Annotated in this window: 20 protein-coding genes and 2 pseudogenes; 7 read left to right on the forward strand and 15 right to left on the reverse strand. The window is 72.2% G+C overall.

Annotation, left to right across the window (positions count from 1 at the left end; all coding sequences use genetic code 11):
- Positions 1–151: 151 nt before the first annotated feature.
- The 6 genes from ACZ5ON_RS04785 to asnB all read right to left on the reverse strand — a co-directional run bounded on the left by ACZ5ON_RS04785 (position 152) and on the right by asnB (position 9,132).
- Positions 152–880: a type 1 glutamine amidotransferase gene (locus tag ACZ5ON_RS04785; protein ID WP_344640395.1), complete on the reverse strand. Its 729-nt coding sequence runs from the start codon at positions 878–880 to the stop codon at positions 152–154.
- A 302-nt stretch (positions 881–1,182) separates the two neighbouring features.
- Positions 1,183–2,445: a MurT ligase domain-containing protein gene (locus tag ACZ5ON_RS04790; protein ID WP_465585546.1), complete on the reverse strand. Its 1,263-nt coding sequence runs from the start codon at positions 2,443–2,445 to the stop codon at positions 1,183–1,185.
- Between the two features lie 363 nt (positions 2,446–2,808).
- On the reverse strand, positions 2,809–4,200 hold the full coding sequence (locus ACZ5ON_RS04795) for a GNAT family N-acetyltransferase (RefSeq protein WP_465585548.1): 1,392 nt from the start codon (positions 4,198–4,200) through the stop codon (positions 2,809–2,811).
- A gap of 31 nt (positions 4,201–4,231) precedes the next feature.
- Entirely contained in the window at positions 4,232–5,746 is a 1,515-nt protein-coding gene (locus ACZ5ON_RS04800) for a pyridoxal phosphate-dependent decarboxylase family protein (RefSeq protein WP_465585551.1), read from the reverse strand.
- 223 nt (positions 5,747–5,969) lie between these two features.
- Positions 5,970–7,049 (reverse strand): hypothetical protein, encoded by a 1,080-nt coding sequence (locus ACZ5ON_RS04805; protein ID WP_465585554.1) that lies wholly within the window; start codon positions 7,047–7,049, stop codon positions 5,970–5,972.
- Positions 7,050–7,281: 232 nt separating this feature from the next.
- Positions 7,282–9,132 (reverse strand): asparagine synthase (glutamine-hydrolyzing), encoded by a 1,851-nt coding sequence (gene asnB / locus ACZ5ON_RS04810; protein ID WP_465585556.1) that lies wholly within the window; start codon positions 9,130–9,132, stop codon positions 7,282–7,284.
- A gap of 175 nt (positions 9,133–9,307) precedes the next feature.
- Here asnB and ACZ5ON_RS04815 point away from each other — a divergent pair, with 175 nt between their 5' ends.
- The 4 genes from ACZ5ON_RS04815 to ACZ5ON_RS04830 all read left to right on the forward strand — a co-directional run bounded on the left by ACZ5ON_RS04815 (position 9,308) and on the right by ACZ5ON_RS04830 (position 13,055).
- Entirely contained in the window at positions 9,308–9,583 is a 276-nt protein-coding gene (locus ACZ5ON_RS04815; protein WP_465585558.1) for a hypothetical protein, read from the forward strand.
- Between the two features lie 33 nt (positions 9,584–9,616).
- Positions 9,617–11,476, forward strand: coding sequence for a glutamine--fructose-6-phosphate transaminase (isomerizing) (gene glmS / locus ACZ5ON_RS04820; protein WP_465585561.1), 1,860 nt, complete (start codon positions 9,617–9,619; stop codon positions 11,474–11,476).
- A 165-nt stretch (positions 11,477–11,641) separates the two neighbouring features.
- A complete protein-coding gene (locus ACZ5ON_RS04825) occupies positions 11,642–12,298 on the forward strand; it encodes an NADPH-dependent F420 reductase (protein ID WP_465585563.1) in 657 nt (218 codons plus the stop codon).
- Between the two features lie 13 nt (positions 12,299–12,311).
- The gene (locus ACZ5ON_RS04830) at positions 12,312–13,055 is read left to right on the forward strand and encodes a PIG-L deacetylase family protein (RefSeq protein WP_465585565.1); all 744 of its coding nucleotides are present in this window, start codon (positions 12,312–12,314) and stop codon (positions 13,053–13,055) included.
- Here the strand turns inward: ACZ5ON_RS04830 and ACZ5ON_RS04835 are convergent.
- The 6 genes and pseudogenes from ACZ5ON_RS04835 to ACZ5ON_RS04860 all read right to left on the reverse strand — a co-directional run.
- Complete coding sequence (locus ACZ5ON_RS04835; protein WP_465585567.1) at positions 13,016–13,759, reverse strand: DedA family protein; 744 nt, start codon at positions 13,757–13,759, stop codon at positions 13,016–13,018. The two genes, ACZ5ON_RS04830 and ACZ5ON_RS04835, sit on opposite strands and share 40 nt — an antisense overlap.
- A gap of 41 nt (positions 13,760–13,800) precedes the next feature.
- Positions 13,801–14,007 carry a DUF1918 domain-containing protein gene (locus tag ACZ5ON_RS04840; protein WP_465585569.1) on the reverse strand — a complete coding sequence of 69 codons (207 nt, stop codon included), beginning with the start codon at positions 14,005–14,007 and terminating at the stop codon, positions 13,801–13,803.
- A 235-nt stretch (positions 14,008–14,242) separates the two neighbouring features.
- Positions 14,243–14,902: a TetR/AcrR family transcriptional regulator gene (locus ACZ5ON_RS04845; RefSeq protein ID WP_465585571.1), complete on the reverse strand. Its 660-nt coding sequence runs from the start codon at positions 14,900–14,902 to the stop codon at positions 14,243–14,245.
- A 152-nt stretch (positions 14,903–15,054) separates the two neighbouring features.
- A complete protein-coding gene (locus ACZ5ON_RS04850) occupies positions 15,055–16,119 on the reverse strand; it encodes a phosphatidylinositol-specific phospholipase C domain-containing protein (RefSeq protein WP_465585573.1) in 1,065 nt (354 codons plus the stop codon).
- A gap of 408 nt (positions 16,120–16,527) precedes the next feature.
- Positions 16,528–16,700 (reverse strand): annotated as a pseudogene (locus ACZ5ON_RS04855) (hypothetical protein); the annotation flags it as partial.
- Between the two features lie 57 nt (positions 16,701–16,757).
- Positions 16,758–17,306 (reverse strand): annotated as a pseudogene (locus ACZ5ON_RS04860) (acyltransferase domain-containing protein); the annotation flags it as partial.
- A 190-nt stretch (positions 17,307–17,496) separates the two neighbouring features.
- On the opposite strand from ACZ5ON_RS04860, the gene ACZ5ON_RS04865 reads away from it, so the two are divergent.
- From ACZ5ON_RS04865 to ACZ5ON_RS04875, 3 genes are all read left to right on the forward strand, one after another.
- Positions 17,497–19,065: an MFS transporter gene (locus ACZ5ON_RS04865; RefSeq protein WP_465585575.1), complete on the forward strand. Its 1,569-nt coding sequence runs from the start codon at positions 17,497–17,499 to the stop codon at positions 19,063–19,065.
- A 4-nt stretch (positions 19,066–19,069) separates the two neighbouring features.
- A complete protein-coding gene (locus ACZ5ON_RS04870) occupies positions 19,070–19,666 on the forward strand; it encodes an acyl-CoA-like ligand-binding transcription factor (RefSeq protein WP_465585578.1) in 597 nt (198 codons plus the stop codon).
- A 506-nt stretch (positions 19,667–20,172) separates the two neighbouring features.
- Positions 20,173–23,235 (forward strand): AfsR/SARP family transcriptional regulator, encoded by a 3,063-nt coding sequence (locus ACZ5ON_RS04875; protein WP_465585580.1) that lies wholly within the window; start codon positions 20,173–20,175, stop codon positions 23,233–23,235.
- Here the strand turns inward: ACZ5ON_RS04875 and ACZ5ON_RS04880 are convergent.
- Genes ACZ5ON_RS04880 through ACZ5ON_RS04890 form a run of 3 tightly spaced genes read right to left on the reverse strand, consistent with a single transcriptional unit; the run spans position 23,178 to position 26,729 of the window.
- Positions 23,178–23,930 (reverse strand): thioesterase II family protein, encoded by a 753-nt coding sequence (locus tag ACZ5ON_RS04880; protein ID WP_465585585.1) that lies wholly within the window; start codon positions 23,928–23,930, stop codon positions 23,178–23,180. The two genes, ACZ5ON_RS04875 and ACZ5ON_RS04880, sit on opposite strands and share 58 nt — an antisense overlap.
- Before the next feature lie 28 nt (positions 23,931–23,958).
- Positions 23,959–25,755, reverse strand: coding sequence for a non-ribosomal peptide synthetase (locus ACZ5ON_RS04885; protein ID WP_465585589.1), 1,797 nt, complete (start codon positions 25,753–25,755; stop codon positions 23,959–23,961).
- On the reverse strand, positions 25,752–26,729 hold the full coding sequence (locus ACZ5ON_RS04890; protein WP_465585591.1) for a TauD/TfdA family dioxygenase: 978 nt from the start codon (positions 26,727–26,729) through the stop codon (positions 25,752–25,754). The genes ACZ5ON_RS04885 and ACZ5ON_RS04890 overlap by 4 nt, the downstream gene beginning before the upstream one ends.
- Positions 26,730–26,865: the final 136 nt, after the last annotated feature.

Below are 26,865 nucleotides of genomic sequence, written 5' to 3' on the forward strand. Positions count from 1 at the left end.
GGAGACCGGGAGAAGAACAGAAGACGGTGGGTTTCTTTCTTTCGCCTTTTTTTTTCCTTCCTTTGTTCGCCTCTGTACCCCCCCCCCCCCCCCCCCCCCCCCCCCCTCCCCCCACCCCCCGAGATCGCTGCGCTCCTTCGAGGCGAGGAGGTCAGGCGGGCTGGCCGGCCGCGGCGATCCGCTCGGCGCGCAGCGCGTCGTACCAGGTGGTGTCGGCCGGCGGCAGGGCGCTCACGTCCAGCGCCAGCTTGATCAGCATGTCGGCGACCAGCGGGTTGCGGGCCATCACGGGTCCGTGCATGTAGGTGCCGAAGACGGTGTCCCGCCAGGCGCCCTCGGTGCCGTCCCCGGTGCCGTTGCCGCGGCCGACCTGGACGTTCGCGAAGGGGGAGACGCCCTGGCCGAGGTGGGTGACACCCTGGTGGTTCTCGAAGCCGGTCAGCTGCGGCAGGCCCAGGCGCGGGTCCACCTCGGCGAGCACGTCGCCGACGCAGCGGGCGCCCTCGCCGCGGGTGGTCCGGACGTCCAGCAGGCCGAGGCCCGGCTCGCGCTCGCCGAGGTCGTTGATGAACTCGTGGCCGAGGATCTGGTAACCGGCGCAGACCGCGAAGATGATCGCGCCGTTCTCGGCGGCCCGGACCAGCCCGGAGTCGTTGCGCAGCCGCTCGGCGGCCAGCCGCTGCGGACGGTCCTCACCGCCGCCGATCAGGTAGATGTCACCGCTGGTCGGCACGGCCTGGTCGGAGCGGACGTCGATGCGCTGCACCCCGAGTCCGCGCTGGCGGGCCCGGCGCTCCACGACCAGGGCGTTGCCCCGGTCGCCGTAGGTGCTGAGCAGGTCGGGGTAGACCCAGACCAGGCGCAGGCTGCTCTCACTCATCCGGGGAGACCTTCCGTACTGCTGCGGCGCGGGCTGCGGGTCGTAGCCCTGCTGCGCGGGCTGCTGGTCGTACTGCTGCGGCGCGGGCTGCTGCGGGCTGTACCCCTGCTGCGCGGGCTGCGGGGTGTAGCCCTGCTGTGCAGGCTGTTGCGGGTAGCCCTGCGGCGCCGGCTGCTGCGGGTTGTAACCCTGCTGCGCGGGCTGTTGCGGGTAGCCCTGCGGCGCCGGCTGCTGCGGGTTGTAACCCTGCTGCGGGGGCTGCTGCGGGTTGTACTGCTGGGGGTGGCCGGTCGGGTACGACATCAGTTGGCCACCACCTTGCGCAGCTGCTGGAACGCGGTGTAGTTGGCGATCGCCTCGATCCGTCCGGGCGGCGCCGCCTGCACGGCCTGGTCAAGCGAGTCGATCACCTGGAACTGCAGGCCCGCGACCTCCAGGCGGACGGCCAGGTCCAGCTTGCGCTGGCCCATCACGAAGATCGGGTGGCCGGCCAGGCGCTCGTAGTCCACGTCCCAGAGCCAGGAGGTGTCGGTGCCGTCGGCGTCCATCGCGTTCACCGAGAGGATCACCGGGGCCGGCGGGCCGTCGATCAGCGAGAAGGTCTCCAGCCAGCCGGCCGGGTTCTTGGCCAGCAGCAGGCGGATGTCGCGGCCCTGGTAGGAGACCACGTCGTAGCGGCCCGCGACCGCCGTCACCGACTGCATCCGCTGCAGGGCGACCTGCGGCGCCACGCCGAACACGGCGGCGACTGCGGCGGAGCTGGTGGCGTTGGCCAGGTTGGCCCGGCCGGGGAGCTGGAGCTGGATCGGCCAGGCGCCGCGCTGCGGGTCGATCACATGGGTGCCCTGGAGCGCCCAGTGCGGCTGCGGACGGCGGAAGCCGCAGTCCTGGCAGAACCAGTCGTCGCCGGGGCGCTGCATCACACCACCGCAGGACGGGCAGGACCAGGCGTCCTCCTTCCACGCCTGACCGGCGGCCACCCAGACCACCTTGCGGCAGGAGGAGGCGGCCCAGGTCACCAGCGGGTCGTCCGCGTTCGCGATGATCACCGCGTCGGTGTCCTTGAGGCCCTCGCGCCACTTCTCGGCCATCATCCGGGTCTCGGCGGCCCGGTCCAGCTGGTCACGCGAGAGGTTCAGCAGCGCTATCGCCTTCGGCCGGGTGTCGCGGGCGACCCCGGCCAGGTACTTCTCGTCGACCTCGATCACGCCGAACCTGGCGTCCGAGCCACCCGCCAGCGCGGCGGTGATCCCCGCGGGCATGTTGGCACCCAGCGCATTGGAGACCACCGGGCCGGCGGCGCGCAGGGCCTCGGCGATCAGCCGGGTGGTGGTGGTCTTGCCGTTGGTCGCGCTGACCAGGACCACGTCGAGGTGCTCGGCCAAGGTGGCGAGCAGGTCGGGGTCGAGCTTGAGAGCGACCTTGCCGCCGATCACCGAGCCACTGCCTCGGCCGGCCTTCTGGGAGAGGGCAGCGGCGACCTTGCCTGCCGTCACGGCGAGCTTGGCGCGGGCGGGCAGTGAGGCTTCGCGTGCGGCCGTGGCTTCCGAATCGGTGCCTGGCATGCTCAGTGGTTCCTCCTTGCTGCGGCACCGCCCGGGTCGTGCAGGGGACCGTCGGGCGGCGGGGACGGGCCCAGCCTACCTACTCCGCGGCCCACGTCCGAGTCCCGGACCCTCCCTGGCCTGCCCAGGCTGCCCCGGCAGCGCCCTGACGGGGCCTCGACGGGAGTCCTCAAGAGTGCGGGAAACCACGTGAAGCGGGCGGTGTGCGGCGGTACTTGCTCTGCCGGGCGAGCACCGCCGCACACCGGAAATCGGGAGGCGGGACCGGTCGCGGGGCCCGGCGGGCTGGCCACCATCAGATGCGCGCGCTTCCCCGCGGTCCGGCGAATTTCCCCGATTTGACGGGAAGAGGTCCGATTTGCCCTATCGGCCCGGGCCGGTGGCCCAGGGGGTGGGGAGTCGGTCGGCGGCCTCGGCGAGGTGAGCGGTGATCACCAGAGTGCCGTCCTCGACCTGGTAATCGAGCGGCGCGGCCAGCCTGCGCATGGTGGAGATCAGTCCGGTGTTGGAGGCGTGCGTGACGGCGTAGACCGTTCGCACTCCGCTTTCGAGGGCCAGTGCCGCCATCCGCCGCAGCAGGTCCACGCCCAGCCCGCGCTGCTGCCAGTCGTCCTCGACCAGCAGGGCCACCTCCGCGCCGTCGTCGTCCCACATCAGGTGGGCCAGTGCGACGATCCGACCATCCACGGTCTCCACCACCAGGGTCTGGCCGTGCCGGGGGTCGAGCAGATGGTTCAGGTAGCGGTCGGCGTCGACCACCGGGCCGTGGTAGCGCCTGCGCAGGGACTCCTTGGAGCAGCGGTGGTGCATCGCCAGTGCGGCGGCCTTGTCGCCGGCGTCGGCCCGGCGGACCGTCAGGTCGGTCCCGGCGGGCAGGCTGAGGCGGGCCTCGACCTTGGGGACGCGCGGTCCGAGCAGGCTGTCCAGCTCGACCAGCGCCTGGGCGCGGGCGAACTCGGTCGGAGTGAACGGCAGTTGCGGCCTGGTCAGCTCGATCAGGTCACCTGAGGGTGCGGGAAGCCGCATCACATGGCCGTCCACTCCGGCCGCCGCCCGCTCGCCGCCGCCCGGGTACTGCCGGATGGTGCAGCGGCCGAACAACTGCCGGAGCGCGACGGGCAGTTCGGCGGCGTCCAGCGCCGTCCGGGTGGCCAGCGCCAGGACGTGGGCCGGCACGTCCACCAGGTCGTGCGCGTCGGCCGGGTCGGTCCAGATGTCATGGCCCCCGGCGGCGGCGACGGCCGCGACCAGCTCGGCGCGGGCCAGCGTGCCCGGCGCGCGGAGCAGGAACTCGTCCACGGTGGCCTCCGGCAGTGGGTGGGCCTGCATCGAGACGATGTTCACCCCGAGGCCGGCCAGTGCCGCCGCGACCCGGGCCAGGCTGCCCGGTGAGTCGGGCACGGTGGTACGGAGCCGCCAGAGGGCGGTCTGCTCGAAATCCCTCAGCGGTCCGGTCACCGCCGCCTCCCCGGGCGGTGCGCCGTGATCGGGATGGGGCGGTGGCGAGTGCGGGTGCCGGTGTGCCCACCAGGCGTGGCAGACCGCGGTGAGGAGCAGCGCGGCGGCCGAGCCGAAGAGCAGCACCGGTCCGTCGTGGCCGTGCACCACCACGTTGGCGACCAGGTCGGCGGCGGCGCAGGCGGTGAAGATCGCGGCGAGTTCCGTGGTGTCCCGGCGCCAGCGGTGGCCGCGGGCGGAGCGGCGCTGGGCGCGGGTGGGCGTGGCGGGACGGGCCGAGAGCGTCGAGGAGTCCATGCGGTCATGCTGTCCCGCCGGTGTTTCACGATCACGAATCCCCCGTGACCTGTCGGTAAAAGTCTCCGCCCGAGGCCCGGGTGGCCTCCGGCTGATCCGGAACGGACGGTTGATGGTCAGTCAGGTCGGCCGCCGCAGAGCGTACTTCGTCCAACAGGACGACCAGATCGGCCTCGGTGGCGACGGAGTTCAGCAGGCAGGCCCGCAGCATCTCGCGGCCCCGGTGGACCGCGCCGGTGACGAATGCCCGTCCGCGCTGCTGGACGGCGGCCGGCAGCTCCCGGTTGACCGCGTCCAGCAGCCGCTCGTCCGCCCCCGCCGGGCGGTAGCGGAAGGCGACGACGGAGGTCTCGACCGGTGCGAGCAGCTCCAGCCGCGGGTCGGCCTCGACCAACTCGCCGAGGCGACGGGCGAGCGCGGTGCAGCGGGCGATGTCGGCGCTGATCCCGGCCAGGCCCCGGTGGGCGATGGTGGCCCAGACCTTGAGCGAGCGGAACGGGCGGGTCTGCTCCATCCCGTACTCGGAGAACCAGCCGAGCGCGCCCGCCGACTCGTCCCGCAGGTAGGAGGGCACCAGGCTGAAGGTGCCGCGCAGCTCCTCGGGGTGTCTGACCAGGGCGCAGCCGCAGTCCACCGGTACGCCGAGCCACTTGTGCGGGTCGAGCGCGAGCGAGTCGGCGCGGGCCATCCCGGCGTAGCGGTGCGCGATGGCGGGGTCGAGCACGCCGAAGGCGCCGTAGGCCCCGTCCACGTGCAGCCACAGCCCTTCGGCGGCGCACAGGTCGGCGATCGGCTCGAAGGGGTCGACGGCACCGGTGCCGACGGTCCCGGCGGAGGCGACCACCAGGAAGGGCAGCCGTCCCGCGGCGCGGTCCTCGGCGACGGCGGCGCGCAGCGCGGTGGCATCGAGCCGTCCACCGGCGTCGGTGGCCACGGTGCGCAGGTTGCGACCGCCCAGGCCCAGCAGTTCGACGGCCTTGCGGACGCAGGAGTGGCTCTCGGCGGTGGCGTAGCCGACCAGCGGGGGCAGCCCGGCCAGGCCCTGCTCGCGCAGGTCGCACCCGGCCAGGCGGGCGGCGCGGTTCCGGGCGGCGGCCAGGCACAGGATGGTGGCCATCGAGGTGCCGGAGGTGAGGATGCCGCCGCCGGGAGGGTGCGGGAATCCGACCAGCTCGGCTATCCAGCGGACCACGGCGCGCTCCAGGTGCACGTCGGCGTGGTCACCCCCGGCGGAGCTGGGGTTCATCGCGGCCGCGGCCAGGGTGGCGAGCACGCCGGCCGGTGCGGGTGCGGAGTTCACCCAGCCGAAGAAGCGCGGGTGGCCGTTGCCCATCGGCGCTGGCATCACCCGGTTCTCGATCTCTTCCAGCAATTCGCCGAGTGGGCGGCCCCGGGAGGGCAGTGGGGCGTCCAGCAGCGCGGCCCGTTCGGCCGGGTCCATCGGCTGCCAGACCGGGCGGCCGGGCAGCGCATCGAGGTAGTCGGCGACCAGGTCGGCGGTGGCGCGGGCGGCAGTGCGGAAGTCGTCGGCGGTGGCGTCGCTCATGCTGCTGCTCCAGTGGGCGGTACTGGGGCGCGGCGTCTTTGGCGCACCTGGCTGCGCCGATCATACGACCGGCTGTGCGATGCGTACCCGGGAGTGCGGAGCTGTGGGCCGGCGGTCTCTTCCCCGCGCCCCGGACGGCGACTCACCGACGGGTCGGGGTCTTCCCCGCGCCGCCCCGGCCGACCCGCCGGACCGCGCGGAGTCCGGGCCGTGGAGCGGCCGCTCAGTCCAGGGTGGCGGAGAGTCCGCCCGCGCTGCGGCAGTAGCCGGCCAGCTCCGGGTTGGTGATCTTGTTGCAGAGACGGGCGGGGGCCCCGGCGTCGGTGTAGTTGACGGTGTAGTAGCTCATCAGGCCCTCGGTGCAGGCCTTGCGCTGCCAGGCATCGGCAGCGGTGGCGCACTGCTGGGCGGCCCAGTCCTCGCGGTCCAGGTTGTACTTCATGGTGCGTGAGCCGACGCCCCGGCTGCAGTCGCCCCCGCCGCCGGTGGCCTGGGCGTTCAGGCACCACTTGAGGGCCTCGGCGAACACCTCGGGGTGGTCCTGCCAGTCGTGCGAACTGAGGTAGTAGGTCGGTGCGTAGAAGTAGCAGGCGGAGCGGAACAGCGCGGGCTGCTCCGGGCAGGGGTAGAGCGGCTCCTCGGCGAGCCTGTCGGCGGGGAGGTTGGCCTTGGCGTTCTCGTCCTCCTCGTCCGGTGCGAAGAACTGCATGAACAGGCCCTCCGAGCAGGTGATCCGCTTGGAGTCGGTGGGGAACTTGCTGCACAGCGCCCGGGCGGCGGGGACGTCCTGCTTGGTGACGAACATGGTCCCGTGCCCCACTCCGTGGATGCAGGGGCCCTTGTTGGCGGGGGCACACAGGGTGAGGATGTCCGCCTCCGGGTTGCCGGAGTTGGCCAGCATCTCCTCCACCGCGCCGTGCAGATAGCCGGCCGCGCAGGTCTCGTGCGGGAAGGAGAGGACCTTCTGGAAGTCCTGGTGGTAGCGCTTGACGGCGGCGTGGCCGAGCTCGTGCGCGATCGGGTGGCAGAACCGGACGGTGTACGGGAGCTTCTTGGTGATCCGGTCCAGGTCCGCCAGGGCCACGCCGGGGTCGGTGGCGTCCATCTCGGCCATCAGCTTGTTGCGCAGTGTGCTGCGGGTCCACACCGCGGGGTCGCCGGTGGGCGTGGCCGCCGCGCCGGCACCCGCCACGGCCGGGCCGGCGGCAGGCGCGGCGGGGACCCACTGGGTGACGGCGGCCGCGCCCAGGCCGAGCGCCCCGAGCAGGGCCGCGGTGACGATCGCGAAGCTTCGCGGCTGCATGCGCTGCTCCTCTGGCCGAAAGCTTTTGATGGGTTTTGTTCCCATCCTGTAGCTATCGGCCAGAATCCACCCGGGTTTGACGGCCGTTCGGGTAGATCTGCGGTTCCGGTGGCGAGATCGCCCGCGGTACGGCCGCTCCGGTCCAACGACGGAGCCCGCACCCGGTCACCCGGGCGGTCGGGGGCAGCGACACGTCCGAGGGCCGGCGACAGGTCAGAGGCTCAGTGGTGGGTCAGAGGCTCAGCGAGACCTCGTAGTCGCGCAGCCAGGCGTTCAGGTCCAGGGCGAGCTCGGTGGCGGCCCGGTTGGCCTGCGGGTCGCCGTCCGGGCGGAGGGTGTCGGCCAGCGCGACCGGGTCCAGCAGCGCGTGGATGGGCGCCTTCGGGTCGGCGGCGACCTCGGCGAGTTCGCCGCGCAGACCGAGCGGGTAGTCGGGGTCCTGGGTGCTCGGGTACGGGCTCTTGACCCGGTCGGCCACCGCGGCCGGCAGGGTGTCCCGGACTGCGGCGCGCAGCAGGCTCTTCTCCCGGCCGTCGAAGGTCTTCATCGCCCACGGAGTGTTGAACACGTACTGCACCAGTCGGTGGTCGCAGAACGGCACCCGGACCTCCAGGCCGGTGGCCATGCTCATCCGGTCCTTGCGGTCCAGCAGGAGGCGTACGAAGCGGGTCAGGTTGAGGTGACTGATCTCCCGCATCCGCCGCTCGAACGGGTCGGCGCCGTCCAGGTGCGGCACCTCGGCCAGGGCCTCGCGGTAGCGCTGGGCCCGGTAGCCGGGCAGGTCCAGCCGGGCGACCAGGTCGGGGGAGAGCAGGCCGTCGCCGGGCCGGGCGGAGGGGCCGGAGAGCTCGGCCATCGAGGCGATCCAGGGGAAGGCGTCGGTCGCGATGATCGCCGGGTCGTGGAACCAGGGGTACCCGCCGAAGAGCTCGTCCGCCGACTCGCCGGAGAGCGCGACGGTGGAGTGCCGGCGGACCACCCGGAAGAGCAGCAGCAGCGAGGTGTCCATGTCGCCGAAGCCGACCGGCAGGTCGCGGGCGTGCAGCACCGCGTCGCGGTGCGCCAGGTCGGTGAGGGAGGCGCTGTCCAGCTCGATGGTGCGGTGGTCGGCGTCAACGTGCTCGGCGACCATCTTCGCGTACGGGCTGTCGGGGGTGGCGCGGAACGAGTCGGGGCGGAAGTTCTCGGTCTGGCCGACGAAGTCGACGGAGAAGGAGTGCACCGGGCCGTGTCCGCCGGCCCGTAGCGCCCGCGCGGCGAGCGCGGTGACGGCGCTGGAGTCCAGGCCGCCGGAGAGCAGGGTGCACAGCGGGACGTCGGAGATCAGCTGCCGCTCGATGATGTCGTCCAGCAGCGCGCGGATGGTGGACACGGTGGTGTCCAGGTCGTCGGTGTGCTCCCTGGCCTCAAGTGCCCAGTAGCGCTGGACGGTCAGCCCCTGGCGGCGGACCCGGATCAGATGGCCCGGCTCCACCTCGGCCATGCCGCGGTAGACCGCGTGGCCCGGGGTCTTGGTCAGGCCGAGCAGTTCGCGCAGCCCGTCGAGGTCCACCGCCGGCCGCACCGAGGGGTGGGCGAAGACGGCCTTGGGCTCGGAGCCGAACAGTACGCCGTCGGCGGTGCGCTGGTAGTAGAGCGGCTTGACCCCCATCCGGTCGCGGACCAGCAGCAGTTCCTCGGTGCGGGCGTCCCAGAGTGCGAAGGCGAACATGCCGTTCAGCCGGGTGACGAAGTCGTGGCCCCACCTCAGGTAGGCGTGCAGCACCACCTCGGTGTCGCTGCGGGTGCGGAAGCGGTGGCCGGCGGCCTCCAACTCGGCCCGTAACTCAAGGTGGTTGTAGACCTCGCCGCTGTAGGTGAGGGCGACCAGCGGCCGGCCGTCGTCCTCGACGGTCATCGGCTGCGCGCCGCCCTCCAGGTCGATCACCGAGAGCCTGCGGTGGCCGAGTGCCGCATGCCGCTCCAGGTGGACACCGCCCGCGTCCGGGCCGCGGCAGGCCATGGTGGCGGTCATCGCGTCCAGAGCGGCCCGTTCCGTGGTGAGGTCCCGGTCGAAAGCGACCCAGCCCGTAATCCCGCACATGCGAACTCCCGGGTTTCCCGTAGGCCTACAGGTGTCGATATGCGTACGCAGGATGACGCTACGCTCAAATATTGAGCAGATCAAGGGATTGGGAATCGCTGAATCCCCCGAGATCTGCCCGATTTCGGGCAGGAATCTTGGATCATGAGCGGACGTCCGCATAGGCTCCCCACTCGTGTCCGCCTCACCACACCCCCACGAAGACCTGCTCGCCCACCTCACCCGCACCACGCCGCTCGGTCCGGGCGAGGCCGCGCGAGTGATCGCGGAGGTGCTGGCGTACTTCTCCGAGAGCACCGAGGAGTACGTCCGCCGCCGCCACGGTGAGCTGCAGGCACGCGGCCTGACCAACGAGCGGATCTTCGCCCGCCTCGGCGTCGAACTGGCCGCCCGTCGCGTGGCGGCGCCCGAGCTGTCCACCCGTCAGCTGCGCCGGATCGTCTACGGCTGAGCCGTACCACCCATCGAACCTGAGGAGTTACCCATGTGCGGAATCGTGGCCTACATCGGCCCGAAGGACGCGACCACCTTCCTGCTGGAGGGCCTGCAGCGGCTGGAGTACCGCGGCTACGACTCCGCCGGGGTGGCCGTCGCCGGCAAGGCCGGCAGCCTGAAGGTCTGCAAGGTGAAGGGCCGGGTCGCCGACCTCGCCGCCGCCGTGCCCGCCCACTTCTTCTCGAATCAGAGGGGCAAGGGCACCACCGGCATCGGCCACACCCGCTGGGCCACCCACGGCGTGCCCAGCGACGCCAACGCGCACCCCCACGTCGACAACGCGGGCCGGATCGCCGTCGTCCACAACGGCATCATCGAGAACGCCGACGAGCTGCGCGCCAAGCTGACCGCCGAGGGCGTCGCCTTCACCTCCGAGACCGACACCGAGGTCCTCGCCCACCTGGTCGCCGCCCACCTCACCGACGACGGCGAGCTGGAGGACGCGGTCCGCGCCGTGCTCGGCCACGTCGTCGGCACCTACGGCATCGCCGTCCTCGACTCCGCCCGCCCGGACCGGATCGTGGTCGCCCGCAACGGCAGCCCGATCGTGCTCGGCATCGGCGAGAAGGAGATGTTCGTCGCCTCCGACGTCGCCGCCCTGGTCCGCTACACCCGGCAGGTGGTGCACCTGGAGGACGGCGAACTGGCCACCGTCCAGGCCGGCGGCTTCAACACCTTCACCTCCGACGCGCGCCCGACCACCCGTCAGCCCTCCACCGTCGACTGGGAGATCGGCTCCTACGACACCGCCGGCTACCAGCACTTCCTGCTCAAGGAGATCCACGAGCAGCCGGCCGCCGTCGAGCGCACGCTCTCCGGCCGGCTGGACGAGCGCTTCGCCACCGCCCATCTCGGCGGCCTCAACCTGGACGCCCGGGAGCTGCGCGAGATCCGCCGGGTGAAGATCCTCGGCTGCGGATCCGCCTACTACGCGGGCGAGATGGGCGCCCAGCTGATCGAGGAACTCGCCCGCATCCCCGCCCACAGCGAGCCCGCCTCCGAGTTCCGCTACCGCAACCCCGTCATCGAGGCCGACACCCTCTACATCGCGGTCAGCCAGTCCGGCGAGACCTACGACACGCTGGCCGCCGTCCAGGAGATCAAGCGCAAGGGCGGCCGGGTGCTCGGGGTGGTGAACACCGTCGGCAGCGCCATCGCCCGCGAGTGCGACGGCGGTATCTACCTGCACGCCGGCCCGGAGATCTCGGTCGCCTCCACCAAGGCCTTCACCTCCACCGTGATCGCCTTCGCGCTGCTCGCCCTGCACTTCGGGCGGATCCACGACCTCTCCCCGGCCGACGGCCGGCGGATCGTGAACGCGCTCAGGGCACTGCCCGGCCAGATCCGCGAAATCCTCGGCCAGGAGGAGCAGGTGGCCAAGCTGGCCGCCGAGTTCGCCGGAACGGCCGGCGCCCCCACCGAGGGCATGATGTTCATCGGCCGGGTGCGCGGCTACCCCGTCGCCCGCGAGGGCGCGCAGAAGCTCAAGGAGATCTCCTACATCCACGCCGAGGCCTACCCCGCCAGCGAGCTCAAGCACGGCCCGCTCGCGCTGATCAGCCCCGAACTGCCCACCGTGGCACTGGTACCCGACGACGAGCTGCTCGACAAGAACCTCACCACCCTCGGCGAGATCAAGGCCCGCTCCGGCCGCGTCCTGGCCATCGCCCACCGCGCCCCCGAGGCCAAGCTCGCCGACCACTGCATCGTGGTCCCCAAGAGCGAGCCGGAGTTGGACCCGCTGCTGCTCAACATCCCGCTCCAGCTGCTCGCCTACCACGCGGCCGTGGCCCTGGAACGGGACGTGGACAGGCCGCGCAACCTCGCCAAGAGCGTCACCGTGGAGTAGCCCGGGTATCACCGTGGAGTGGTCAAGGCATCACCGTGGAGTAGCCCAGGCCGATCTGACGACATCTCGGCAGGGTGATGCCACCTCAGGTGCGCGACGGCTATGGTTCGACCGTGGGCCGGCGGGAGCATCGGCCCGGACCAGCACCGGAACGGGAGACGGAGCATGCGGATCGGCATCATCGGCACCGGCACCGTCGGCCGGACCCTCGCGGCCAAGCTGGTGTCGCTGGGCCACGAGGTCACCCTCGGTTCGCGCACCAAGGAGAACGCGGGGGCCGCCGAATGGGCCCGCCAGGCGGGCCCCTACGGACACGCCGGGACCTTCGCGGACGCCGCCGACTTCGGCGAACTGGTCATCAACGCGACCGCCGGTACGGTCTCGCTCCAGGCCCTGCGCCTGGCCGGGGCCGACCGGCTCGCCGGGAAGGTCCTGATCGACGTCTCCAACCCGCTGGTCTTCGCACCCGACGGCGAGGTCAGCCTCGACCCCGTCAACACCGACAGCATCGGTGAGCGGATCCAGCGGGAGTTCCCGTACACCGCGGTGGTGAAGGCGCTCAACACCCTCAGCGCGCCGCTGATGGTCGACCCCGGGCGGGTCCCCGGAGCGCACAACCTCTTCATCGCAGGGGAGGACCCCGAGGCCAAGGCCCGGGTCAGGTCGCTGCTGGAGCAGTTCGGCTGGGCCGACGAGGTGATCGTCGACCTCGGCGGGATCACCGCGGCCCGCTCCACCGAGATGCTGATGCCGTTCTGGCTGAACATGATGCGCCACGTCGGCCACACCGACTTCAACTACTCCTTCAAGATCGCCGAGTGAGGCCGCAGGCAGCATGAGTGATCAGCCACCGACCCCGTACCAGCACCTCCGCGAGGACTGGCAGAGCGCCCTCGCCGTGGTGGCGCACCCAGATGACATGGAGTACGGCGCGGCCGCCGCCGTCGCCCGCTGGACCTCCCAGGGCAAGCGGATCGGCTACGTCATGGTCACCAGCGGCGAGGCGGGCATCGACTCGCTCGCACCCGAACGGTGCCGCCCGGTCCGCGAGGCCGAGCAGATCGCCTCCGCCGCGCTGGTCGGCGTGGACGACGTGGACTTCCTCGGCCACCCCGACGGCGTGGTCGAGTACGGCATCGGGCTGCGCCGCGACATCGCCCGGGTCGTCCGCAAGTACCGTCCGGACATCGTGATGACCACCAACTTCCGGGACACCTACGGCGGCGTGGTGCCCAACCAGGCCGACCACATCGCGGTCGGCCGGGCCGCCCTGGACGCGGTACGGGACGCGGGCAACCGGTGGATCTTCCCCGAGCTCGGCGAGGAGGGCCTGGCGCCCTGGAGCGGCGTCCGCGAAGTCTGGGCCGCCGCCTCGCCCGAGGCCCGGCACGCAGTGGACACCACCGACTTCCACGACCGGGGCGTCGCCTCGCTGATGGCCCACCGGGCCTACCTGGAGGCCCTCGGTGGGGAGATGTCCGATCCGGAGGAGTTCCTGGAGTCGGCCGGGCGGGCCGCCGGCAGCCGGCTCGGCACCCGTTACGCCTCCCCGTTCGAGGTGATCCCGCTACGCCCCTGAGCGGGCTCCGCGCCGCCGGCGGGTTCCGGTTCGTCGCTGTCGCTGTCGCTGCTGCTGCCGCCACCGTCCGGCTCGTCCCGGCCGGAGCGGCGCCGGCGGCGCAGGAGCCGTACCGCCACCAGGCCGACCGCCAGCACCACGAGCGCGACCAGCGCGACCACCTGGTAGTGCAGCGCCTGGGCGTAGAGGGTGCCGATGTCCGCGCCCGCGGCGTAGCCGATCGAGGACCAGAGGCCGACCCAGAGCAGGGCGCCGATCGCGTCGGCTGGTACGAAGCGGCTCGGGCGAAGTTCGGCCGCGCCCGAGATGATGCCACCGGTCTGCCGCAGGCCGTCGATGAAGCGGGCCACCAGGACCACCTTGGGGCCGTGCCGGGCGAAGAAGCGGTCGGCCTTGGCCAGCCGTTCCTCGGTGATCAGCAGGTACCGGCCCCAGCGGTGGAGCAGCGCCAGCCCGCCGGTCCGGCCGATGAGGTAGCCGGCGCCATGGCCGGCGACCGCGGCGACCGTCGCCACCGCGGCCACCGCGGCGATGTTCAGGCGGCCGGTGCCCGCGTAGACGGCGGCCAGCACCAAGATGGTCTGGCCCGGCACCGGGATGGCGCAGTTGTCCAGAAAGACCAGGGCTCCGACCGCCGGATAGCCGTAGCCGTCCAGCAGCGGAGCCAGGTGGGCCAAGGGACCCGGAAGGGGCGGCGCCGGCATGGTCGATGCTCCTGGCCGCGTGATCGATCGCTCGGGGGTGGTTACCGGCTGGAGCTGCCGGAGCTCTTCTTGGTCTCGATGTTGCAGTCGGGGCCTGGGTAGATCAGACCGGTGTGGCCGTCTTCGAAGCGGACCACGTAAGGGGGTTCGCCGTCGACTCCGCGCACCTCGATGATCTCGCCCTTCTGATCCACCATTCCGACTGATCTGCTGTGGATGTGGAGCTGGTCACCTACCGCCGCATGCATGATCTGCTCCTCGGGGAGTACGGGCTGTACCGGCGGGCGACCACTGTGCCACCAGCAGGGCAGGCGGCCGTTCCGCTCTTCCACTGTGCGGCGTGAACCGGGTGGTCGCAATGTCGTGCGGGGCCGGGATACGGCCGGTCGGGGCCGGGAACCACGGCCGGGAGGGGCTCGGGGGCGGGGGCGGCCGGGGCCGAGGGGTACGGCCGGGCGAGGGCCTGGGTACGGCCGGGCGGAGTCACACGGGCAGATGGTCGGCCAGGTAGCAGCGCAGCAGGCGCTTGGCCTCGGCGATCAGGGCAGGGTCACCGTCCGGGTCGTTGCGGAAGGCCAGTTTGAGTACCGCGTCGGCGCACTCCATGGCCACCCGCAGGGCGACCGCGAAATCCGGGGTGTCGAACAGTCCGCCCGCCAGGGTCCGCAGCCGCAGGGCCACGGCGGCGTTGTTGTCGAGGTCGTCGTCCAGCAGGTGGAGACCGTCGCGGACGCCCGCGGGACGCTGCTCGACCAGTCCGAAGTCGACGTGGCAGAAGCCCGGGACAGCGCGCTTCATGGCCACGAACTCCTCGACGGCCAGATCCACGAAACCGGCCACGCCCTGCGGAGCCTCGGCGTCCAACCGGCGGGCGAGGCGGTCGAGGTAACGGTCCAGGTTCCGTTCGGCGAGGGCGGCGAGCAGGCTCTCCTTGCCGGAGAAGAACTGGTAGAGAGTGCCGATCGGCACCCGGGCGCGCTGGGCCACCTCCTTGGTGGTCAGCCCGCCGGCACCGACCTCGTCCAGTAGACCCGCGCAGTTGTCCAGCAGCCGCTCGTACCGCTCCAGGCTGCGCCGCTGCACCGGCCTGCGCCGCGCCGCCGTGCCCGCCCCGGCCCGCTGGCCGTCCGTCCGCGCCGTCATGCAACTACTGTGCCGTATCCGGCATTCCGGTTGCGAATCGCTGACATGAGCCAGGCTCATGTTGGCAGAGCGGTCCCCCGGCGGCGGCGCCAGGTGGGACCGGTGCGGTACCGGCGCCCGTCGCGGGCCGGTACCGCACGCCGGCGGGCGGGTCAGCCCCGGGGCAGCACCAGGGACTGGACGGCCGGGAGCTTGCGCCAGTCGCTGGAGACGATGCTCGCGTGCGCTCGGGCGAGCTGCTCGGTGCGGGCGCGGGCCTGGTCGGCGGTGGGAGCGGTGGCGCTGATCGCCGGGGCGACGTTCTGGGCGTCGGTCATCACCAGCAGATAGTGCGAACGGTCGTACCAGGCGGTGTCGATGCCGCCGGTGTACGTGGCGGCGTCGCCGTCGAAGACCACGAACCACGGCCTGATCCCGGCGTCCGCGCCCGTGTACGCGCTGCGCGGGTCACCGCCGGCGGCGCGGTGCACGGCGGGGAACAGCTGGGCGTCCCCGATGCGGCCGGCCGCGGCCAGGTCGCGCAGGTGCCGCCCGTACTCGACGTCGGTGTGCAGGGTGTCGAAGGGGTTGCCCTCCTCGACCGTCCCCGGGATGGCGTACAGGAGGACGCGGCCGGCGAGCGCCGCTCGGCTCGGCCAGTTGCCGGCGCGGACCGCCTCGTCGACGGTGGCGTACGAGCCGCCGCCGGGCTTGGCGAGCAGATCGGCCGGGCGGAGCACGGCGGAGCCCAGGTGGGCGGCGATCAGGGAGTCCAGCTGTGCGGGCCCCATGCCGTGGTTGGCCGAGAAGCCCGCCTTGAGCTCCAGTTTGACCACCAGCGGGCCGGCGCCCGGGTGGGCGCCGAGCCAGACCCGGACGTCGTCCAGGCAGCTCTCGAGGTTCTTGTTGGCGCCGCCGGTGTAGAGCTGCGCCGGGGCGTTCGCGGCGGTGCAGTTGTTGGAGTTGCCGAACGGGTTGGCGTGACTGACCTTCCACTCCTCGGTGATGGTGTCCGTCCAGACGTCCAGCTCGATCATGCCGGTACCGGTGTCCAGCCCCTGGGCGAGGTACCCGTAGGCGGCCGGGTCGTAGGTGTTGTGCAGGCCGACGGTGGTGGCCGAGCCGAACGGAAGAGCGCCCGTCCCGGTCGCGCTGGCCGGGGGCGCCGGGATCAGGGCGGCTGCGGCGGCGAACAGGCCGGCTGCCAGAGGGCCGGCGATGGTACGGCGTACGGTCACAGGTACTGTCCCCCGGGTAGGATGCTGGTCCCGGCCGCCCCTGCCGGGCCGCCGGATGAATCATCGCCCGCCTGAACATGAGTCAGGTGAAGGCGGCATGACGATAACGTGACGCCTTGTCATGTCGTGCGGCCGGGGGAGCGAAGTCGCTTCGGGCGTGTGTCAACCGTGGTTCTCGTGCCGGTGTCGCCCCGAAACCGCGATCCGCTCAACTGGACGTCCTGCACGGCGCGTTGCCCGACGGCGTCGTCCGCGCGTAGGCACCCAGGAGGCGCTGCGCCGCATCTGGTGTTCCGGCGAGGATTCTCTAATATGAGCAACGCTCATGTTGGCGGAGAGCGGGAGGGCGCTGGACGTGCCGAACCGGCGCGAGGAGGCCGGAGGCCGGCGATCAAGGTTGTGACCAGGGGCGATGAGGGCCTGGGCCTTGACCGGGGCGCGGAGCGTGGCTCCGGTGTCGCGTGTTTCCACCGCGTCGACCTGATCGTCCGTCATGCCCGCGTTGGCCAGTGCCTGGCGGATCACCCGCTGCTGGGACGGCCTGTTGGGGCGGTGAGCCCGTTGCCGGCGCCGTCCTGGTTGGTGCACCTCGGTGGCCCACACGTGCGCCTGGCCCACGGCGAGGCCGGGCCGACCTCGACCAGCAGGGTGGCGCCCAAGGCGAGCGCGCCGACGCCGTCGCGGAACCGGACGGTGTGGCGGACAGGCTGCACCCAGTAGTCGGGTGAGCGGAGCTGTTCGGCGGTGGCGGGTTCGCCGGTCAGGTTGGAGACCGCGGTCAGGCGCGATGGGGCGTAGTCGAGGCCCCGGGCGACCTCGGCGAAATCCGCCAGCATGGTGTCCATGCGCGGGGAGTGGAAGGCGTGCGAGACCGGCAACTGCTTGACCCGGTGGCCGCGCTCGCGCCACGTCTGTGCGATCCGTGTGACGGTGTCGGCGTCGCCGGAGACCGCGGTGGCGTGCGGTCCGTTGACGGCGACGATCGAGAAGCGGTCGGTCAACTCGGCGGTTTGCGGGGTGAGTTCCTCCTCGGTGGCCTCCATGGCCAGCATCGCGCCGTCGGCGGTGACCGCCTGCATCAGAGTTCGGCGTACTGCAACGTCGTCCGGCCGCCGTCCGGCTCGCCGGTAGGGGTGCGCAGCACCTCGGGAACTCGGGGTCGCAATCAGCCTCAGGCGGTCTACCAAAGCTCGACTTGACTCCGCCTGAAGGGCGCGCGCCCTGCCGGACGCGCCCGGCGGCCGCGGCGACTGCGGCCCCGCCGGGGCGGCCGGACCGGTTGGGTCGGCGCGCCATCACCGTTGCGGGGGAAGGCACTTGCATGCCCGGGGGCGTAAAGTTAGTCTCTAACGTGTTAGTCGCTAACAGGAGGTTGTCATGGAACAGGAACGGCCACCGGTCCCCGGACGGTGGTGGATGCTGGCAGCGCTCTGCCTGTCGGTACTCGTGCTCAGCCTGGACTTCACCGTCCTGAACGTCGCCCTGCCGACGATCTCCACAAGCCTGCACGCGAGCATCTCCGACCTGCAGTGGATCGTCGACGCCTACTCGCTCGCGGTGGCCGGCGCGATGCTCCCCGCCGGGGCCTTCGGCGACAAGTTCGGCCGCAAGCGGGTCTTGCTGATCGGCCTCGCGATCTTCTTCGGGGCCTCGTTCTGGGCTGGACTCGCCCACACCACGGGGGAGTTGATCGGAGCCAGGGCGCTGCTCGGGATCGGTTCGGCGATCATCCTGCCGATGACCCCGGCGATGCTGGTCGCGACCTTCGACGGACGCGAGCGGACGAAGGCGATGGCGGTGTTCACCGCTGCGATCGGCGCGGGAATGCCGCTGGGGCCGATCGTCGGCGGCGCGTTGCTCCAGCACTTCTCCTGGAACTCGGTCTTCTGGATCAATGTGCCGGTGGTCGCGATCACCCTGGTGGTCGGCGCGCTGCTGATCAAGGAGTCGCGCGACCCGGCCGCCCTCAAACTGGACTGGCTCGGCACGGTGCTCGCCGTGACCGGCATCGTGGCCCTGGTCTACGGCGTCATCCGCGGCCCCGAGCACGGCTGGGCCGACGGGGCGACGATCGGCGTGCTGGTCGCCGCGGTGGTGCTGCTGGCCGTCTTCGTCCTCTGGGAGCGCCGCTTCGACCACCCGCTGATGAACACCAAGCTGTTCCGCAACCGGGTCTTCACCTGGAACACCGTGGCGATCATGATCGTGGCCTTCGCCCTCGCCGGCGTGGTCTTCGTGGTCCCGCAGTACATCCAGGTGGTGCTCGGCTACGACTCGCTGGGCACCGGCCTGCGGATCATTCCCCTGATGGGCGGGCTGCTGGTGGCCGGTGCGGCAGGCTCGTGGGCGGACAAGATGATCGGGATCAAGGCCGTGGTCGTGACTGGCCTGGTCGTGATGACCGGCGGACTCGTGGCGCTCTCCCAGGTGAAAACCGGCAGCAGCTACGGCCTGATCGCCGGCGGTCTGGCCGGCTGCGGCTTCGGCATCGGCGCCGTCATGGGGCCGGCCCTGGATGCCGCCATCAGCGCCTCCGGCGGCACCGACGCCGGCGCCAGCTCGGCTGTGGTCAATACCCTGCGCCAGGTCGGCAGCGCCCTCGCGGTGGCCGGGCTGGGCAGCATCCTGTCCGCGGTCTTCTCCCACAAGATCGACCCCGCGCTACACGGCCTGCCCGCTGCCGCGGCCCACCCGGCGCGCGAGTCGGTCGCCGCCGCCTCGGCGATCGCCGACAAGCTCGGCCCGGCCGGGGCGGGGCTGCGGCAGGCCGCGGGCCTCGCCTACATCGACGGGATGTCCGCAGTCATGCTGAGCTGCGCCGGGGCCGCCGTGCTCGGCACCATCGCCTGCCTGATCTACCTTCCCAGGCGTACCCCCGCCCCGGATCCGGTGGTGCTGGAGCTGGTCGACGCGGCGGACTTCGGCGCCGCCACTGTCAGAGAATGACCGCATGAAGACCAGTGACGCGACGCCGGACTGGCGCGAGCGCAAGAAGGCCCAGACCCGCCGCACTCTCCAGGAGCAGGCCATGCGCCTGTTCCTGGAGCAGGGCTATGAGGCGACCACCGTGGAGGAGATCGCGAACGCCGCCGGGGTCTCCCACATGACGTTCTTCCGCTACTTCCCCACCAAGGAGGATGCGGCCCTCGCGGACGACTACGACCCGGTGATCGCCGAGCTCATCGCCGAGCGGCCGGCTGACGAGTCGGCCATAGACAAGATCCGCCACGCGCTCATCGAGGGCCTCAAGCGGGTCTACACCACCGACCGCGACGCGCTGCTCGCCCGCAACCGGCTGGTCCTGTCGACCCCCGCGCTGCGCGCCCGCACCTGGGAGCGGCAGGCTGCGGACCAGGAGCTGATCGCCCGGGCACTGTCCGCACACTCGGGGTACGCGCAGAACGCGCTGCACACCCGCGTGGTGGCGGCCGCCTGCCTGGCCGCGGCCATGACGGCGATCAGCGTCTGGACCGAGAGCAACGGAACCCTGGACCTGCCCGTCCTGATCAACGAGGCGTTCGACGCGCTCCGCAACGAGCTGCGCTGAAGGTTGAGACGGCCAGTGAGGCCCTGAAGGGTGTCAAAACTCCGATCAGGCCGCTGATCTGGGAGTTTCCAGCGGTGGGTGAGAAGGCGGGATCGGTGCGGCGTGGTACTTGTTGAGCAGTCCGCCGAGTACTCGACGGCGCCGAATTGCCGTAGCGGGCAGGGGGATGACATTCGGTTCGTCAAGTTGGCGTACACCAACCGTACGCCGACAGCCCCGGACGCCGGCGGACAACGGCGCACGGCTGCGGACCCAACTCGCCTGTGGCTCAACGCCCCGACCAGCCCTTAGATCTCCCCCGCTGGCGCCGCTGCGGCTGGCGGCCTTGGCGGTGCGGTCGAGTCAGTCCTGGGCGTCCTCCCCGGTGGGGAACGCATTCGCGTGCGAGGGGTGCTTGTTCTCGTTGATCTCCTGTAGATCTGGCGCGCATAGTGTCGGGTTTCATCGAGGCGGCCGCGGCAGTCGGCGGACGTGATCCCTTCCGGGTTCATAGGGGCAGGAGTGTTATGGAACCGAACATCGCGTTTCGGGTGCTGAGTACCGTGCAGGTCTGCCGGGGCGGGCACTGGCGGCGGGCCGGCTCCCCGCAGCAGCAGGCGGTGCTGGCCGTGCTGCTGCTGCGGGCTGGGCGGCTGGTCACGGCGGACGGGCTGGTGGACGCGGTCTGGGGGGACGAGCCGCCGGCGAGCGTGATCACCGTGCTGCGGACCAATGTGTGGCGGCTGCGTCGGAGTCTGGAGGAGTGCCGCACCGGGCCGCAGGACCTGCTGGTCTCGGTGGGCAACGGCTACCGGCTGGACGTGCCGCCGGAGTCGGTGGACGCGCTGCGGGCCGAGCAGCTCGCGGCCGAGGCGCAGGAGCTGCACCGGCAGGGCCGGCTCGTGGAGCACCGCCAGCTGCTGCGCGACGCGCTGGCGCTGTGGCACGGGGTGCCGCTGGCCGGGGTGCCCGGCCCGTTCGCGCGGCAGCAGCGCGACCGGCTGGAGGAGCTGCGGTTCACCATGGAGGAAGAGCGGTTCGAGGCCGAGCTGGTGGCCGGGAACGCGGCCTCGATCATCCCGGGGCTGACCGCGCTCAGCCAGGAGAGTCCGCTGCGGGAGCGGCCCTACGGCCTGCTGATGCGGGCGCTGAGCGAGGCCGGTCGGCGGGCGGACGCGCTGACGGTCTATCGGCAGGCGCGCACCGTGCTGCGCGAGGAGCTGGGTATCGAGCCCAACGCCGAGCTGCGCGAGTTGCAGGTGCGGGTTCTGGCGGAGGGTTCGGCACCGGGTGCGCCGGTTCCGGTGGAGCCGGTCGCCGCTCCCGCCGTCCAGGAACCCCCGCAGGAGCCCGCACCGGCCCCCGCGCCGGTCGCCGAGTTCCAGGCGGTGCCGGCTCAGCTGCCGTCCGGCATCCCCGACTTCACCGGGCGCGAGGCAGCCCTCGCGGTGCTTCGGCAGGCCCTGGACAGCGGCGGCGGCCACACCCCCGTGATCACCGCGATCACCGGCATGGGCGGCGTCGGCAAGTCGGTGCTCTCCACCCGGTTCGCCCACCTGGTCAAGGAGCGGTTTCCCGACGGGCAGCTCTACGCGGATCTGTACGGCACGGCCGCGGACCCCGAGCACTCCAAGACCGTGCTGGACGCCTTCCTCACCGCGCTCGGCGTCCCGCGCCGATCGCTGCCGGCCGACCCGGCCGACGCCGCCTGCCTGCTGCGCACCATGCTGGCCGACCGCCGGGTGCTTCTGCTGCTCGACGACGCCCGCGACGCGGCGCAGGTCCGGCCGCTGCTGCCCGGCTCGGCGGGCTGCGCGGTGGTGATCACCAGCCGGACCAGGCTGGTCGGCCTGCCGATCAGCGCGCAGGTCCACCTCGACCTGTTCACCCCCGAGGAAGCCTGGGAGCTGCTGGGCCGGGTGGTCGGGGAGCAGCGGGTCGGCGCAGCGGACGCGGACGCCAAGCGGCTGCTGGCCGCGTGCAGCCGGCTGCCGCTGGCCGTGCGGATCGCCGCCGCTCGGCTGGCCGCCCGCCCGCAGTGGTCGATCGAGCGGTTGGCCGAGCGGCTCTGCGACAGTGACCGGCGGCTGGCCGAGCTGCGGATCGGCGACCTGGCCGTCACCAACACCTTCGAGCTGAGCCACCGGATGCTGACCCCGGCGCAGGCCAGGGCGTTTCGGCTGCTCGCCCGTGTCACCCGGACCGCGACCAGCCTGGCCTCGGCCGCCGCCCTGCTCGCGCTGCCCGAACCCACCGCCGAGGACCTCCTGGAATCGCTGGTGGACGCCGCTCTGCTGGAGTCGCCGCAACCCGGCTGCTACCGGTTCCACGATCTGGTGCGGGCGTTCGCCGAGCAGTTGCCCGCCGAGCAGCCGGGCGAGCAGGAGCAGGCGCTGGAGCGGCTGCTCGGGCACCTGCGGGCCCGCGCGCACCGGGCCTTCCAGGCGATGGTGCCCGGCGACCCGGTGGCCGACCTGCTGGCTCCGAACTGCCCGCAGGTGCCGGGCTTCGTCGATCTGGCCGCCGCCCGCGGCTGGGCGCGGGCCGAGGTGGAGACCGCCGTGGAGGCGGCCAGGATCGCCGCCTGCGACGCGCAGGGCGAGGGGCGGACGCTGGCCGCGGCCGCCGATGTGCTGGTCCTGTTCAGCCCGTTCGGTCAGGAGATCCCCTACGACCGGCTGGCCGACACCGCCGAGGCCGTGGCGGCGGCCGCCGAGCGGCGCGGCGAGGACCGCACCGTGGGGCGCGCCCGGTTCGTCTGCGGCAACGCGGCGCTGCAGCGCCTGCGACTGGACGCCGCCGAGCGGCACGCACTGGCCGCAGAGGTAGCGCTTCGCTGCGCCGCGGACCCGGCGGTGCTGCACCAGGCGCTCAACGACCTCGGACTGATCGCCCAGTTGCGCCAGCGTTACGCGGAGGCGGCCGGGCGCTACGAGGAGGCGGCGCGGGTGGCGAGCGCGGCCGGGCACCGTGCCAGCGAGCTGGTGACCAGCCTCAACGCCGCGCTGGCCCGTCTGCGGGCGGGCCAGCCCGAGGAGGCCAGGCAGACCGCGGCGGCCGCACTCGGCCCGCTGCGCTCGCTCGGCAACGCCCCTGGCCTCAGCTTCGCGCTGTACGTGCACGGCCTGGCGCTGCACGAGTCGGCCTGCTACCCGGAGGCGGTCGCAGCCTTCGAGGAGTGCCTGGCGATCTGTGTGGAGGCCGGGCTGCGCGGGCGTGAGGCCAGCTGCCGTTCGGGTCTGGCGGACGCGCTGCGCGCGCTCGGCCGGCTCGACCGGGCGCTGTCGCTGGCCGAGCAGGGCGTCGAGCAGTGCCGCGAGCGCGGCGCCGAACGGGACGCCGCTCGGGCCCTGTTGGTCCTCGGTCGGGTGTTCGGCGCGCTGGGCCGCACGCTTGAGGCCGAGGAGCGGACCAAGGAGGCGCTCGCCGAGTTCCGCCGGCTGGGGCTGGCGGAACTCGGCGAGCCCCAACGGCAGCTCGCGGTCCTGGCGGTGAACGAGCCGGCGGGGTCCTCCAAGGGCCTGGAAGGCCCTCAGTGTTCGAGGGCCGCCATCCGGGTCGGCAGGGTGTCCCAGACCCGGGGCGTATAGAAGTGCGCACCCGGCAGCACGTCGTGTCGGAACTCCCCGACGGCGAGCTCGCGCCACCGCTCACCGACGCTGCGCGGGATCACCTGGTCACTCTCGCCGGTCAGCAGCTGGACCGGGACGGTGGTGGTGTCACCCGCCCGGTAGGCGTAGGAGTCCCGGGCCTGGATGTCCGCGCGCATCAACTCCACGGCCATGTCCAGCAGATCGGGATCGTCCAGCACGTACTCCGGCAGGATGCCGAAGGACCGCATCCAGGTCACGATCTCCTCGTCACAGGTGCCCTGCGACGGGGTGGTCGGCCACATCTCTTGCGGCGACTGCCCCGGTCGCGGGGCGGCCGCGGAGGAGATGACCAGCGAGCTGGGCGTCACGGCACCGCGCCGCTCCAGCCGCACCGCCACGTCGAAGGCGAGCAGCCCGCCCAGGCTGTGGCCGAAGAGTACGTAGGGGCGGTCGGCGTGCGCGATCAGCGCGCCGACCACGTCCTCGGCCAGTTCGTCCCAGTCCTGGGCGAACTCCTCGGCGAAGCGCCCCTCCCGGCCCGGGTAGCAGACGGCCGCCAGATCGGTGCCGGGCGGCAGGTGGTCGGCCCAGGGCAGGTAGGCGCCGGCGCCGCCGCCGCAGAACGCGAGGCAGATGAGCTCCTGGTGGGCCTGCGGGGATCGGTTGGGACGGACCAGGACGGTGTCGTTCAAGGTCGGCGGTCCTCTCGTAGGTGGGTGGTCAGTCGCCCCGGGAGGCGGTGCCGCGGAGCGCTTCGAGGTGGGCGACCAGGTCGTCCAGCTTCGGATACCGGTAGATGTCCCTGATCGACAGCGGCAGCCCCAGGGTGTCCTTCAGGTCCTTCAGCACCCGAAGGGCGGTCAGGGAGCGGCCGCCCAGCGCGAAGAAGTCGTCACCGGACCGGACCTGGGCCCGCCCGAGGACGGTGGTCCACAGCTGCGCCGTCAACGTCGCGATGTCATCAGTCACCAGCTCGCCCAGTGGGTCGCCCGGTGCGGTCGAGGAGGACGCGGGCTGCGGCAGCGCGGCAGCATCGATCTTGCCGTTGGCGGTCAGCGGCATGGCGGCGAGCGGGACGAAGGCGGCGGGCACCATGTACTCGGGCAGTACCTCGGTGGCGTGCTGCCGCAGTTGCTCAGCCGTCAACGCCACCGGCCCGGCCGCGGTGGCGTAGGCCACCAGCTCGACCTCGGCCGTGCTTCGGCGGCGAACCACGACGTGTGCGGTGGCCACCTGAGGGTGGCGCTCCAGTACGCGTTCCACCTCGCCGAGCTCGACCCGGTGGCCGCGGATCTTCTCCTGGCGGTCGCGCCGGCCCAGGAACTCCAGCTCGCCGTCCGCCCGGCGCAGCGCCCGGTCACCGGTGCCGTACATCCGGGTGCCCGGGGCGCCGAACGGGTCGGCGACGAAGTGCCGTGCCGTCAGTGCGGGGCGGCGCAGATAGCCGTTGGCCAGGCGGGTGCCGGCGATGAACATCTCGCCCGCGGTTCCGTCGGGTACCGGGCGCAGCTCGTCGTCCAGCACGTACAGCCGGACGCCGGGCAGCTCCCGGCCGATCGAGGGCTCGCCGCCCGCGATCCAGGCCGCAGTGGAGTCGACCGTGCACTCGGTGGGGCCGTAGAGGTTCACCGCCGAAAGGACGCCCTGCTCGGTGGCGGCCGTCAGCTCCCGCCAGGTGTGCTCGGGCACTGGCTCGCCGCCGATCAGCAGCCGTAGTCGGCGGCCGTCCGCGCGCGGGGTGAGCAGCACCTCGCGCAGCACCTCCCAGTGCGAGGGCGTCAGGTCCAGATCGTCCACCTGGTGGCGGGTCAGCACGGTGGCCAGGCGCGAGGGGTGCAGGCGGTCCGCCTCGTCGAGTACGACCAGGGTGTCGCCGCGACAGACCCTGATCCACTGCTGGACCGAGGCGTCGAAGGCCGCGCTGGCGTTCCAGGCGACCACTCGCGGCTCGGGCGCGTACACCGCCGCCTGCTCCAGTGCCGCGGTCAGCGAGGCGACAGCACCGCGGGTCACCTCGACGCCCTTGGGGGTGCCGGTGGAGCCGGAGGTGAAGATGACGTAGGCCGGATCCAGCGGACCGGCCGGCCGGTCCGGGTCCAGCGGCGCGGTGGGCTGGTCCGGGTCCAGCGTGCTCGGCTCGATCACCGGCACACCGACGGGTGCGAAGTGCGCCTCTCCCTCGGTCACCAGTGCCTGCAGCCCGGCTTCCGCGACCACCTGCTCAAGGCGGCGACGCGGGTAGTGCGGGTCCAGCGGTACGTAGGCCGCGCCGGCCCGCCACACGGCGAGCAGCGCCACCACCAGCCGGCTGCCGCGCGGCAGGCAGACCCCGACCCGGCCGCCGCGCCGGACCCCCTGGGCGCGCAGTTCGGCGGCGAGCCGGCGGGTTCGGCGGTCGAGCTGGCTGAAGTCCAACTCGCCGTCGGAGCCGTGGACGGCCAGGCGGGTCGGGGTCTGCCGGACGGTCAGGCGCAGCCGCTCCAGGAGGTCGAGCGGTGCTGCGGTGGTGTCACTCATGCGTGGACTCCTTCCCGCTGGGTGGCCTCGGCCATGGCGACGACGATCCGACGCTCGCCGGTGTACGGCTCGCGGGCGTGCGAGGTGAGCATGTTGTCCAGCACCAGGATGTCCCCTCGCTGCCAGGAGAACCTGACGCTCTCGGCCCGGTAGGCAGCGCGGAGCTCGGCGACCACCGCGGGGTCGATCGGCGAACCGTCGAAGTGGCGGGTGTCATAGGGCAGTTCGTCGGGCGAGAAGGCGGCCAGCAGGGTTTCCTGGACGGCCGGCTCCAGCGTCGTGGGGTGGAAGAAGGTCAGGTGGTTGAACCACAGCCGCTCACCGGTGACCGGGTGCGCCGCGGTGACCGGGCGCAGCTGGCGGGTGCGCAGCAGCCCCTCGGGCAGCCACTCGCAGTGGATGTCGTGCTCGGCGCAGATCCGTTCGACCTCCTCCGGGGTGTCGCAGCCGAAGGTGGTCTGCCAGGACAGGCCCATGCCCTCGTGGAAGTGGCGCACGAGCTGGTAGCCCTCGGCGAAGTCCTCGATGATCCCGGGCCGGACCCGGCTGGTGACCCGGCGTAGGTCGGCGATCGGGGTAGCGCCCTCGGTGGCCGGCTCGGTGACGCAGTGGAAAGCGATGTAGCGCGGCCAAGTGTGGCCGTAGGACTGCTCGTTGTGCAGGAAGATGGGCTGGTCCGCCGGGTGGTCGGTGGAGGTGTAGACGTTGTTGGCCACTGCGTGGCGGGGCGAGGAGCGCAGCTGGTAGGCCAGCGGCTCGCCGACCGCGGTGCGGATGAACTCCTCGAACACCGCGACCGAGGGGACCTGCCAGCCGCGCAGCAACAGGGCGCCGTGCTGCAGGAGACCGTCGCGCAGCTCCTGCTGCGCCTCGGCCGCCCAGGCGACGAGGTCGGCACCCGGGTGCGGCGGGGGGACGAGCAGCGGCAGGGACCGCTCCTCGGCGGCACCCGGCCTGGTCGGACCAGAGGTCATGGCATGCGCCTTCCGTGCGTGACTGGGGCGATTGGCGTCACAAGGTGTGACCGGATCACAACTGCATCGTGACTGGATGACGTGACTGGATTCAGGCAGGCCGGACGCTCGCGTGACCGGCACCGCTTCCGCGGAC

The organism is Kitasatospora sp. NPDC032150, assembly GCF_055579945.1.